This is a genomic window from Silvanigrella aquatica, assembly GCF_001907975.1.
GTDB lineage: Bacteria > Bdellovibrionota_B > Oligoflexia > Silvanigrellales > Silvanigrellaceae > Silvanigrella > Silvanigrella aquatica.
The window spans coordinates 547,407-560,006 of sequence record NZ_CP017834.1 but is presented as its reverse complement, the minus strand read 5'-3'; the positions used below and the strand labels follow the sequence as shown (position 1 = coordinate 560,006).

The window sequence follows — 12,600 nt, the reverse complement described above, 5'->3', positions numbered from 1 at the left end:
AAAAACTCCTAAATAATATCAAATTATAAATTATAAAATTTAGAATAAACCTAATCCAAAAAAATACAATCCACCAAAAGCAAATGCCATACTAATGTACCAAAAAATTCTTTTTCTAGTAAGTATGGCAAATGCGGTCATTCCTATTGCAACCTGAAATAAAGTAACACTCTTAGCAAATTGCACATGCTTTTTTAAAAATAATTTTGAATTGCTTTCTTTTTCTTTAGCATCACTAGAAATAGATGCTAATTCTAATTTATAATTTTCTACTTTATGTAAAGTACTTTCATCAGTTTTCAATTTTAAAGACTTCAATATTTCTAATTTTGATTCTGCAATATTCATTTTAATACTCTTTGATTGATAATATGCCCATTGATCTGATGCTTTTATTTGTTCAATCATAGCTTCATTTGAATAATATCCTGCCAATAACCCTGTAGTTGCCGTAAGAATCGCATAAAAAGCAGATGTGATGGCATAGAGCATTATATTTTTTTCATTAGATTTATGAACTGCTTCATGAGTTATATTTTCTTTTATTCTCTCGGTGGGATCTTCTATTATTTCCATACAATATCCTCCAAATATTGATATTAATAAGTATATTTTATCAATATTTATAGAAAATTAAATGTATGAAAATTTGACATGACTTATTTTTTATTTTTCTTGAAAATCATTAAATTACTTAAACATTAAATATTTTGACTCAATTTTACTATTTAATTTTTTATCGTTTGCAATAGCACCAATTTCACGCCATAACATGAGCTTATCTTCATTTTGAAATGATTTCTTTTTTGAAAAAGCCAAATAATATGATTTCATAACATACATTTTTTTATTTAATTTTACTTTTTTTAGCAACTCTTTATCATGTTTTAATTTATTAAAGTAAGATGAAAATACAACAGCACTTCCTTTCTGATTCAAAGCTAATTTTTTTACATTTGTCATATCATCTTTATCAATTTCCAAATCATTTGGTATTATTTTTTGCAATTCTTCGACTATGGAATATCCTCTTGACGCACGAACAGGCTTTGGAATATTTTTTGGATTTCCATCATATTCATAAGGATCTGAATTTAAGGTAACAACAGCATAACCTGCACAAGTCAATAAATATTTAGATGAGCACGGACTAGTTTCTATGGAGCTCGCATCAGGTGGATAATCTAAAAACTGAGCTCTTTCATTATTATAAGATGCATTTAAAACAGCATCTACTTCCCCTTTTTCAGCCATATATATGCAACGAATCCATGGAATCATTTCAATATTAAATTTTATATTCAATTTCCCTTTTAATTTTTTTACAGCTAAATTCAAAATGTCAATTTCAGAACCCACTATTTTATTATTTGCTAATAATATTTGCGGAATTTGCTGAATATCATTTACGCAAACACTTATATTAAGATCTTTTGCATAAATTGATAAATTAATTATTGAAAAAATAACAAAAAGATACTTTAACATATTTATTAAATTCCCATGGTTTATATCTCATAACATAGTATTATATTTTTGAGTAAAGAAAAATTGAATCGTCAAAAAATATGATTATATGTTTAGTTAAATATGAAATATTTTGACTCAATTTTGCTATTGAGTTGTCTATTGTTAGCAATTACGCCAATTTCACGCCATAACATGAGCTTATCTTCATTTTGAAATGATTTCTTTTTTGAAAAAGCTAAATAATATGATTTCATAACAAACATTTTTTATTTAATTTTAATTTTTTGAGTAATTCTTTGTCGTACTTTAATATATTAAGGTATGATGATGAAAAAACAACAGGATTTTTTAACTCATCTCGGACTAATTTTTTTACATTTAGCATATCATCTTTGCTTATTTCTAAATCATTTGGGATAATTTTTGTAACTCGGAGACTATGGAATAACCTCTTGAAACACGAACAGGATTTGGAAGAAGTTTGGGATTTCCATCGTATTCATAAAGATTTGAATTTAGTGCAACAACTGCATAACCCGTGCAAGTCAATAAATATTTAGATGTACAAGAATATTTTTCATAAGGATCTGCATCGGGCCGATAATCTAAATACTGAGCTCTTTCTTCATTATAGGAAACATTTAAAACAACATCCACTTCCCCTTTTTCAGCCATATATATACAACGTGTCCAAGGAGTTAATTCGATATTTAATTTAATGTTTAATTTACCTTTTAATTTTTTTACTGCTAAATTAAGAACATCAATTTCGGAGCCTGTAATTTTATTATTCACTACTAATATCTGAGATATTTTCTGAATATCATTGACACAAATATTAATACCAAGCTCTTTTGCACAAATCGATAAATCTATTATTAAAAGAATAAAAGAAAAATACTTTAACATATTTATCGAATTCCCAAAATTTTTACCTCATCAAATAATATTATATTTTTAATTAAAAAAAATTGAATCGTCAAAAAACGTTATTAAAAGTTGTGGCAGAAGTATTGTCATCACCCCATTTGCGGAGAAGTGAAATGGCAAGCGCACTAACTTCTGAATTTTGACTTTTGACAAGCTGGATAACACGTTTATAAAATAGGGGCTGCAAAGCGCCATCTAATATTTCAAGAGCATATGTTTGCTCCACTTCATTATTAGAATTTAAATATTTCTCAAGACGCTCTTGATTCCAGTTTTTTGGAAAGTTTGAAACCAAATCAGCCAATTGATTGCACGTTACAGAACAAGTGGATTCAGATAAAACAATAGATTCTATTTTAGTCAACAATTTGTCATTATAAATGGAAGGAACAAGAACCTTTACAGGAGCAGAATTGGGATCTGCTCCCTCATTCCAATCGACAACTAAATTTTTTCCTAAAAAAGCCCTATTTTCTATAAGACTTTGCGATGCTTTAATTTGCAACTGATGAATTGGAATAAATAAAGAATACTCATATACTTTTAATTTATAGCTACTTCCCAAAGATAATACTAATATACAAATTAATATAGGTAAATATACTGATTTAAACTTAGAAACTCTTTTACCTGAAAGATAATAATAACTCAAAGCTAAGCAATAAATAACAGTGGCTACTTCATAAAATGAGGCCGCTGAAAAAAGATAACACACAAAATACGAAATAATTGTCCAGGCTAGAAATCCTGACATACTTTGAGCTAAAATAGAACTTAAAATAAACAGTGAAGAAATCCTTAAACCATCTGATAAACTTTTTATTATATCGTGTTCATTTTCTTTTTGAAAATAAGTTAGCACAAATATAATTATAAAACTAAAAATAAAGGGCGTAAGTACTCTTAAAAAATAGCGTTTGAAAAAAGAAAGTGGTAGCGAATCAAAAAAATACCAAGTTTTTTCTTTTCTAGGAGCGATATTCCATTCATAAAAAAAGAGAATAAGAAATATAAAAGGAAGGAATGTCCAAAGACCTCCAAAATAAACGCCTGCAACAGTTCCTAAGATACAAATTAAAATAAATGACCAATATTGTTTTAGTAGAAAAATGAATATGGAGATCACACAACAGCTTCCTTCCTCTCATAAATTCTTACAATTTCTTCGAAACTCGAATTATATTTCTCTTTAATACTATCTAAAGAACTTTGTAAAATCACTTCACCTTTTTGTAACAAAATAATGTCCGTCGCATAACGCTCAATATCTTCAATCATATTTGTCGCAACAACAACTTGAGCATCGGTTTCAAATGAATAAGAGTCAAGCTTTTTAAAAATAGCGCGCCTGGAATCCGTATCTAAATCATTTGTAACTTCATCAAGTAAAATGACACGAGGCGAACGAGGTAAACTCAATAAAAGCCTTAAACGAACCTGTTCTCCACGAGACATTCTTTCTACTTTTTTATGAGTCGGAATTGCTAAATCTTTTAATAATTCATTTTCAATAGAATAATTCCAATTTTTACAGACATTACGAAATAATTTGAGATGATCATTTGCACTTAAATTGCGATAAAGTTCTAGCCCCCAGGAAAGAAGATGAATTTTTTCTTTCATCTCTTCATAGTGATTATAAATTTCTTTATCGCTAAAAAAAACCTCTCCTATACTTGGTTTTTCAATTCCTGCCGCAATACGAAGTAATGATGATTTTCCTGCGCCATTATGGCCAATTAATGCGGTAATCCCTGGAGAATGAAATTTTAACTCCGGAATTTTTAATCTTAAGCTTTCATTTTTGCCAAAAAGTACCAAATTTTTGACTTCAATCATTGTTCTTTTTCACCCCAACATTCCTCAACTAAATCATGAAATCTTTGTTTATTAATACCAAGTTCATGAGCATGAGTTATCACATTAGTTAAACCCGGTTTAATAAGCTCTTCTTTTTGAATTTGTGTTAACGAAACAATATTTTCTGAAACAAAGGCGCCAACTCCCCTGCGGATGATGATAAATTTTTCAACTTCAAGAATTTTGAGAGCTTTTTGAATTGTCAGGGAATTTACTTCGATCATTTCTGAAATTTCTCGAACAGAGGGCAATGCCGTACCAGCTCCTATCCCGCCAGAAAGGATTTGATTTCTCATTTGTTCCACAATTTGCGCATAAATTGGGGTTGAGGAATGGGGATTGACTTGAAGCCTCATTTTTGGGCACGCTCCACGATGGTGATATACATCTCTATATAAGTAGTTCACCTAAAACGAAATTGCAAGTTCATACAGGACGTGATTTTTCGTTATATTAAGTTATTAAAAAATGATAACTATTTAAAATATTTAATTTGGATGAAAGACAAATTGAACTTAGACATTTAAATGAATTCACACTTAAGCGATTTTTTCTTCCCGATTTCTTTCCGCCCATAAATCTGTTGCAATTTGTAACTGCAACCAAAATTCGGGGGAAGTTCCAAAAACCTTTGCAAACCCAAGTGCCGTACGAGCAGTAATAGAAGAACGTCCATTACATATTTTATTTATTGTTTTAACGTCACAACTTAGTATTTTTGCCAATTGAGATTGACTCATTCTAAAGGGTTTTAAAAACTCTTCTTGCAGAATTTCGCCAGGAGATACAGGCTTTACATTTACTTCCCAACCACTTGTAGGCATTGAAATAAAAGTCTCAGATTTGTACATCATAAACTTTATCACCCCTAAACTGAAATCTATGCTCAAATATGATGATTTAAAGCAATATTTACTCTTCGGAAATAAGTTTCAAATTTTAAGTCGGATTTTGGACAAAAATTTTTCGATTTCTTGTTCCTTTAAGGGGTGAAAAATAAGTTAATCATTTATAATATCAAGTAAAACCTGATCTAATGACATATTTTCCATTTCATCGCAGGTTTTTGTATCACAGATATCAAACTTCGCTCCCACAGAAACGAGCTCATCATCAAGTTTTTTCAAAAAATCACGGGCGGATTTGTCATCTCCTATTTGAATAAAAGAGATCCCAAATTCATTGTCACTTTCCATTTTTTTTGTCGTATTCACAAGAAGATTTGCTAAATTGCGCTGACCTTGAACCCCATCAGTAGGCTCACCATCGGTAATCACAATGACAGATGTGGGTCTATCAGAATGTTCAAAATGATTTTGAATCACGTCCGTTAATACAGGAACAAAGTCTGTACCACCATTAGGAGAAACATTTTTAAATATTTCTGCCACTTTTTCATGAGTTGTATTAGAAAACTTTTGAAATGTTCTATTAAATGTATAAACATCAATCCCATCAGGATCTAATTCAGTACATTTTCTAGCAAGAGCAAGAACAGATTCCTTAGCATAATTCCAACGTGACATAAAGTTTGAACTACTTACAGAATCTGACATAGAACCGGATCTATCAATCACAACAACATAATTTCTCATATTTAACTCCTCCTGAGTTATCATAAATTATCACCTCATGAAAAAAGGTTATTAATTGTACTCGAATCCTGTTTCTTTATTTTTAAATTTTCATTTTGAATTTTATTTTGAGAGTTTTCTACATCAGAACTTTTATTTTCTTCCCATAGCTCTTCCATTTTTACATTCATATTAAAATTTTCTTTATATTTTTTATTTAGACCATACTGCAATAATTCGTCTTCTAATGATTGCTCTTGAGTTTGAATAGAATTTAAAGAAGCTTTTATTTTATGACTGCTATCATTAGCAAAATCAAGACATTCAATTTTTTGTTCATTTGCGGCAGCAATTTTTGCTTCTAAATATTCAATCTTTTTTAATGATTTGATATTTAAAATTGTTTCTTGTTCTTGATATTTTAAATGTTCAAGATTTTTTTGTAGTTGATCTTTTTTTTCATAGTAGCTGCAAATTAAATTATTTTGTTCGGATAAATCGCTCTCTATATCATGAATTTTTGCAATAATCTTGTCTTTTTCAATTGCTAAATTTGTATATTTTTCTTGATAAATTTCCGCTTTTGTTTTTTTGTATTCATGAATAGATTCTTCCATATTTAAATACACTTGATTCAAATTATCTTTTAAATTCTTAACAATTTTATTTTTCTCGTCACATAATTGACTTAATTCATTGAGAGCATTTTTAATTTCAGTTAAATCTTTTGTCCAATCAGCTCTGATAATAGCGAATTTACTCTGAATCTGATCATATTCGCAAACAGATTTTTTATTTTGAATAGGCAGATCCGGGTTGGCTTCATTTTTTTTATGAACCTCACCCTCTTTACTTTCTTTTTTTTCTTGATCATTGTTTTGATAAAAAATTCCTATAACACCCAAAAGAAGGAATGCACAAAAAAATCCTACAATGAATATTAACAAAGCAAGTAACCCCACCGCTTATTATTTAAAATATTTTTATAGCAATTTGATTAAAGTAAAATATTAATCAAATTTTAAAAAAAAATAACTTCAATAACATAGCTTGTCAACTTCTAAAAGTAGAAATCAGAGGCCATTATTTTTTAGATATTTCATACATAAATATCTAAAAAATTTTTATAAAACAAAATTTTAATTTTACTTTAAAAAATATTTCATAATTCTGTTTTCGAGCCAATATTCAGGGAAAAAAGGTATTTTGCCTGAAATAAATCCAATATGCCCCCCATTTGAATTGAGTTCTAATTGCACTTGTCTTGAAATTTCCTCTGGCTTTGGAATGCAGGACGGAGACATAAAAGGATCATCACAAGAATGAATTATAAGTGTTGGAGTTGTTATATTGTTAAGAAATTGTCTTGAACTGGATTTTTTATAATAATCATGCACATTAATAAATCCATTGATTTTAGCTGTTACTTTATCATCAAATTCCCAAAAATTTTTCATGCCTAATAATTCAGCTTTACTGATTCCTATTTTTTCTAAATTTCCTTTTTCAATGAGACTTTCTTTTAAACAACGCAATAACCACCATTGGTATAGCTTTGATACGCCTTTATTCATACTTTCTGCGGAATCTGCTAGTTCAAAAGGAACAGAAACGGCAACCGCCGATTTAATAAAAGTAGAGCTTGGATTTTCACCTAAGTATTTTAAAAGAACATTTCCACCTAAAGAAAATCCAACAGCATATACAAAATTAAAATTACTTTTTTGCGCTAAATATTTTAAAAAAAATTTAAAATCTTCCGTCTCTCCTGCATGATAAGATTTAACCTGTTGATTTATTACGCCGCCACATCCTCTAAAATGCATACAAACTGATCTAAAATCTAAATTCAAAGCCTGCTTCATCAATCTTTGAATATAGGGAGAAGAAGAGGAGCCTTCAAGGCCATGGAGCAAAACTAAAAGTGGTTTATCCGTTTGATTTTTATTCTCGCTCCAATCTAATAAAAGAGTATCACCATCAGGTAAAATCAATGTTTCACTAATTAAGTTTATTTTATTTTTATTTGAAAAAAAAACAGGGTATAACGTTTGTAAATGTTTATTTTTTAGCCACCAAGCAGGCCTAAATTGATAATTACAATTTTCGTCCATTTTAATTTAATTTGAAACAACTTGCGATCGCCAAATTTGATCAACAAAGAAGGATTTTTTAACCTTGTCATATTCACCCGAGTCTTTCCAACCTTTTAGAAAGCTATTAAAACTTTTCATAAGGAGGTGATCGTCTTTTCTTCCTGCGACAGAAAAGTTTTCAGCAACAACTTTTGTAGGTAAAATAATAAATTTATTTTTGTTACTTTTTTCCATAAGATCGACATATGTGGTGTCTGAAACAAAAGCATTTGCCCTACCTTGCATAACAGCAAGAACAAGATCGGCATCTTGATCAAATTTTAATATTTGAGCATTTTTTAAGTTTTTAGTAAGATAAATATCGCTGGTGTAACCTGTTTTAACAGCAATTTTAATATTTTTCTTATCGAGTGATTCAAGATCTGTAAATTCTTTTTTATTTTGTTCCGAATTTTTTATGGCAATACTTAAACCATTTGTAAAAGTAGGTTCACTAAATAAAACCATAACTTTTCTTTCAGGCGTAACCGTCATTCCTGCTGCAATTAAATCACATTTTGCAGAAATAAGAGCAGGGATAATACCGTCAAAACTAATTTGAATCATTTTTAAATCGACGGAAATTGATTTTGAAAATGCCTTCATCATTTCAATATCAAAACCAATCCACTCCCCTTTTTGGGTTTTCATTTCAAAAGGAAGAAAACCAGCATCAGAACAGACTTTTAAAGTTTTATCCATTTGGACTTTTTGAAGACTCAAGTCTTCTTTTTTAATATCCTCAAGTCCAGAAGCTATGGCATATAAGTTAACAGCTGGAACAACTGAGAGCAGAGAAAAAGCACGAAGGAAGAACTTTATATAACCTGTTTTCATTTTGATTCCTCTTCTTAAAGCCATAGCCAGAATACATGAGGCAAGGACATTTTTTAGCGTAAATATTCTAACACCAACGTGTTCCTACATACATAAGCTTAGAAAGCTGGTCAAGTAAAACATACCAAGGGCTTGAAGGCACAAGGATTGTTTAGAATTTATAAAGTTTCCTCTCCTGAAAAATCATCATCATTTTCTTCATCATCAAGACTCTCATTTGAAGGCGCCAAAGGAGCTTCCTGAGGCACTATTTTCTTTTGTTTTGTAGGCAATTGAGTTGTTGAAGTTGTTTGTGAGGAAAAACCTAAATTCATATTTTGAACTAATAATAAATCTTTTTTAGATAATAAACCCATATTTACTATATTTATAGATATTTTTTTATATCTCTGCACAAAAAACTGGGTTAATATTTTTTTTTCTAAACTTTGATTCCATTTTTTAGGTGAAGGCAAAATGGCGACAAGTGCCACACATTGTGCAGGGGTTAATTTTTTAGTATTTACCTTAAAATATCTCTGAGAAGCCTCTTCAATACCATATAAATTAGGACCAAATTCAACAACATTAAAATACCATTCAATTTGTTTTTCTTTTGTCATAATGGCATCAAGAGCTAAAGCCCCTAAAACTTCTCTTGTTTTCCTTATGTAATTTTTGTTTCTGGATAAAAAAGCATTTTTTACAAGCTGTTGAGTTATAGTACTACCACCACGTTTAATTTTACGACTTTTTTTATTTTCGGAAAGATTTTTTCGTAAACTTTGAAAATCAACACCATTGTGATCATAAAAACGAGCATCCTCTGATGCTACCAAGGCCACTTGGCAACTGCGAGGAATGTCCTTAGAACTCGCCCAATTGTTTAATAAAGTACCAGTTACGGGTCCTGTAACGCGAAGATATCGCGAAGTGCCATCTTCTTTATATGGAAAATAAATCAGTATTCCCGAATATAACAAAAAAACCCAAGGAGTAAACCAGACTAAAAAAATAAGAAAAGTCCATAATGGAAATTGAAATAGCCAAAAATAAAAAGAGAAAAGTCTCATGCAAATTCCTTGCGTAAAATACGTAATTAACGCATTATATTTTTTTGATATGTATATTTTTTAACTTTATTTAAAAGGAAATTAATATGTCTCTCCCTAAACTGAAGCCCATCAACTTCTCACATCAAAATTCAAGCACAAACCTTAATGCTGATATAGCCGTTATTGTAGTAGATGAACTCGATCTCGAAAAGGGCAAAATTAAGTCCTCTGAATTACAAAAATTAGATTCCGAATTTGGCGGAACCATTTCTAATCTTGTTTCCTTTGCCGATTTCGAAGCAAAATGGCTACAAACAACAAGCTCTATTGCAGCTAACCAAAAAATTGCAAAAAGGATCATACTCATAGGTGCAGGAAAAAAACAGACTTATTTCCCTGCAAGAGCAAGACAAGTTGGCATAAAATCAGCAGAAGTCTCTCTCGCAACAAAATCGACTTCTGTGGCTTTTTACTCTTGCTCAACTCTTTTAGCAACGAAAGAACAAATTGTACAAGCACGCCTCGGTTTCGCAATGGGTGTGTATAAGTACCCAAATTCAAATACAAATCCAGAATCGTTGGCCGAATTGGAAACCCCCATCAACTTAACTTTTGTCTCCTCCCTTGCTGGCTGCAGCGATGCTCTTAACGAAACAAAGCATATTGAAGATTCCATAAATTTATGTCGGCTCCTTCAAGACGCCCCCCCTAATGTAGGAACACCCAAATATGTAGCTGAACATATTATAGAGCAAGCTGCAAAATTGAACATAAAATCAGAAGTGTGGGGCGCCCAAAAATTACGCGAAAAAGGTTTTAATGCCATGCTCGCCGTCGCCAGCGGCAGTGCTCAAGAGCCTCAATTTGTTGTGCTAGAATACACACCAAAAAACTATAAAAAAACCATAGCCTTTGTAGGCAAAGGTCTTACAATGGATACAGGTGGTTACTCCATTAAATCTCCTTCCACGCATCAAGAAGGAATGAAGTATGACATGTCAGGCTCAGCAGTTACCTTAAGTTCTTTTCTTGCTATTGCAAAACTCAAACTCCCCGTCCGCGTTTTTGCTATTGGCGCTCTGTGCGAAAATATGATCGATGCCCATGCCTATCGCGTTGGCGATGTCATCACAACCTACTCTGGTAAAACCATTGAAGTTTTAAATACCGATGCCGAAGGGCGCGTTGTTTTAAGCGATGCTCTTCATTACGCCGCCAAAGACTTAAAACCCGATTACATTGTCGAATTTTCTACCCTTACAGGTGCTATGGTAACAACTTTTGGGCATATTGGTGCCGGTGTTTTCGCATTTGATAAAGAATTGGAAAATATCATTATTTCTGCAGCTGAGGCGACAGGGGAAAGAGCTTATCCTTTGCCCGTTTGGGAAGAAGTTGTTGAAGATACCAAGGGGAATATTGCCGATCTTACAAATATTGGAAACACAAGAGGTTCGGCAGGAAGTATGGTGGGCGCCGCATTTCTTAACGAATTTGTAAATGACATCCCCTTTGCCCACATAGATATTGCAGGCGTTGCTAACGATAATTTATCCATTGGCTATCCAAAGAAAAATGGCGCGGGGTATGGCGTACAACTTGTTGTTGGTATTGCTAAAAAACTTGCGGAGTGAATAAGGGGGATAGAATCCCCCTCCCCAAACAGATTATCTACGAAAGATAAATATCTCTATTTATCTAGTATATTTAAACTACAGCCTCCCTCTAAATCTACATACACACAAGCACATTCAGGACAACTTTCATCTATATGTGGGACGTAAACACCAAGCTTGCCTTTTTCAAGATCTATTCCTAGACAATCTGTAGTAAAAGGTATCTTTTTGTTTTTTAAATCAATTAAAAGGAATTTTAAATCTCGTTCCAGTAAAACAACATCATTTTTATAAATAAGATGATTAGGTTGGAAAATCTCTATACCCTCAAGTTTGTTTGTTTTTTGATTGTAATGGGCATGGATATCTAATTCATGAAAAGCATCTGATGTGACTTCACAAAATGGAGACTTTTTAAACTCAAATATTGGGGAATTAAAAATTTTTTGAACTTCTTCTCTGTTCATGCCCGCTTTTAATTTGCCTCTATTTTTGTCATCTATATATTCAAAAATCATATTTATTTTCCTATAATTTAATTGTTAATAAAATCTTTTGGATTTAATGTTCTTGCATAGTCCTTCATTTTTTTCAGAGCAATTGTATATTTAGAACTTGTTTTAGACTTTATATCTTCTTCATCTTTTTTTATGGCTTGCATTACTTCGCCATCGCCCACTAATTTTTTTTGCATTTCACGATATTGTTTTGCAATCTTACTTTTACCATGGCTTGCAAAATATTTTTGATCGTCATAACTTATGCGAATGGCGGGGCCATTATCGGATGATATTTTACTTCCAATGTAAGCTTCTTTAGAAGGAATATGATTCGATATAAGACGCTCAAAGGAAACGCTACAGCCTTTGCTTAAATCAACTGATATTGCTTTCACATTAACTTTTTCATTGGCAAGATCTTTTGAATCAAGCACTAAATCAGGGGCATATAAGTTTAATTTTTTATTTTCAAATTCCATTCCTTCAGAATTTGAAATAAATTCAACTTTCTGTTCAGTTAATTTACTCTTTATTTTTAAATAATTTGAAAATAAATTTATTTTTTTATACATAAACATGCTATATTCAGCACCCAATCCTAATTCAGATAATTTTCCTGCATCATCATAATGTGCAAGAATTCC

14 protein-coding genes and 1 pseudogene are annotated in these 12,600 nt (G+C 31.1%); 1 reads left to right on the top strand and 14 read right to left on the bottom strand.

The window, feature by feature from the left end; translation table 11 throughout:
• Window positions 1-39 precede the first annotated feature (39 nt).
• The 12 genes from AXG55_RS02425 to AXG55_RS02370 all read right to left on the bottom strand — a co-directional run bounded on the left by AXG55_RS02425 (window position 40) and on the right by AXG55_RS02370 (window position 9,858).
• Complete coding sequence (locus tag AXG55_RS02425; RefSeq protein ID WP_148696550.1) at window positions 40-576, bottom strand: DUF4337 domain-containing protein; 537 nt, start codon at window positions 574-576, stop codon at window positions 40-42.
• Between the two features lie 114 nt (window positions 577-690).
• On the bottom strand, window positions 691-1,488 hold the full coding sequence (locus AXG55_RS02420; RefSeq protein ID WP_148696549.1) for a transporter substrate-binding domain-containing protein: 798 nt from the start codon (window positions 1,486-1,488) through the stop codon (window positions 691-693).
• 384 nt (window positions 1,489-1,872) lie between these two features.
• Window positions 1,873-2,379: a transporter substrate-binding domain-containing protein gene (locus tag AXG55_RS02415; RefSeq protein ID WP_148696548.1), complete on the bottom strand. Its 507-nt coding sequence runs from the start codon at window positions 2,377-2,379 to the stop codon at window positions 1,873-1,875.
• A 70-nt stretch (window positions 2,380-2,449) separates the two neighbouring features.
• Window positions 2,450-3,526, bottom strand: a complete 1,077-nt coding sequence (locus AXG55_RS02410; RefSeq protein WP_148696547.1) for a hypothetical protein — start codon at window positions 3,524-3,526, stop codon at window positions 2,450-2,452.
• Complete coding sequence (locus AXG55_RS02405; protein WP_148696546.1) at window positions 3,523-4,239, bottom strand: ATP-binding cassette domain-containing protein; 717 nt, start codon at window positions 4,237-4,239, stop codon at window positions 3,523-3,525. The genes AXG55_RS02410 and AXG55_RS02405 overlap by 4 nt, the downstream gene beginning before the upstream one ends.
• Complete coding sequence (locus tag AXG55_RS02400) at window positions 4,236-4,616, bottom strand: GntR family transcriptional regulator (protein WP_148696545.1); 381 nt, start codon at window positions 4,614-4,616, stop codon at window positions 4,236-4,238. The genes AXG55_RS02405 and AXG55_RS02400 overlap by 4 nt, the downstream gene beginning before the upstream one ends.
• A gap of 183 nt (window positions 4,617-4,799) precedes the next feature.
• Entirely contained in the window at window positions 4,800-5,114 is a 315-nt protein-coding gene (locus tag AXG55_RS02395; RefSeq protein ID WP_233231320.1) for a HigA family addiction module antitoxin, read from the bottom strand.
• A 147-nt stretch (window positions 5,115-5,261) separates the two neighbouring features.
• Entirely contained in the window at window positions 5,262-5,855 is a 594-nt protein-coding gene (locus tag AXG55_RS02390) for a VWA domain-containing protein (RefSeq protein WP_233231319.1), read from the bottom strand.
• 35 nt (window positions 5,856-5,890) lie between these two features.
• Entirely contained in the window at window positions 5,891-6,781 is an 891-nt protein-coding gene (locus tag AXG55_RS02385; protein ID WP_148696543.1) for a hypothetical protein, read from the bottom strand.
• 198 nt (window positions 6,782-6,979) lie between these two features.
• Complete coding sequence (locus tag AXG55_RS02380; RefSeq protein ID WP_148696542.1) at window positions 6,980-7,948, bottom strand: hydrolase; 969 nt, start codon at window positions 7,946-7,948, stop codon at window positions 6,980-6,982.
• 6 nt (window positions 7,949-7,954) lie between these two features.
• Entirely contained in the window at window positions 7,955-8,806 is an 852-nt protein-coding gene (locus AXG55_RS02375; RefSeq protein WP_233231318.1) for a transporter substrate-binding domain-containing protein, read from the bottom strand.
• 158 nt (window positions 8,807-8,964) lie between these two features.
• Window positions 8,965-9,858, bottom strand: a complete 894-nt coding sequence (locus AXG55_RS02370) for a biosynthetic peptidoglycan transglycosylase (RefSeq protein WP_148696540.1) — start codon at window positions 9,856-9,858, stop codon at window positions 8,965-8,967.
• An 86-nt stretch (window positions 9,859-9,944) separates the two neighbouring features.
• Between AXG55_RS02370 and AXG55_RS02365 the strand changes: the two genes are divergently transcribed.
• Window positions 9,945-11,474 (top strand): leucyl aminopeptidase family protein, encoded by a 1,530-nt coding sequence (locus AXG55_RS02365; RefSeq protein ID WP_148696539.1) that lies wholly within the window; start codon window positions 9,945-9,947, stop codon window positions 11,472-11,474.
• Between the two features lie 56 nt (window positions 11,475-11,530).
• Here AXG55_RS02365 and AXG55_RS02360 read toward each other — a convergent pair whose 3' ends face one another.
• On the bottom strand, window positions 11,531-11,974 hold the full coding sequence (locus tag AXG55_RS02360) for an outer membrane protein assembly factor BamE (RefSeq protein ID WP_148696538.1): 444 nt from the start codon (window positions 11,972-11,974) through the stop codon (window positions 11,531-11,533).
• A gap of 17 nt (window positions 11,975-11,991) precedes the next feature.
• Window positions 11,992-12,600, bottom strand: a pseudogene (locus AXG55_RS02355) (hypothetical protein); the annotation flags it as partial.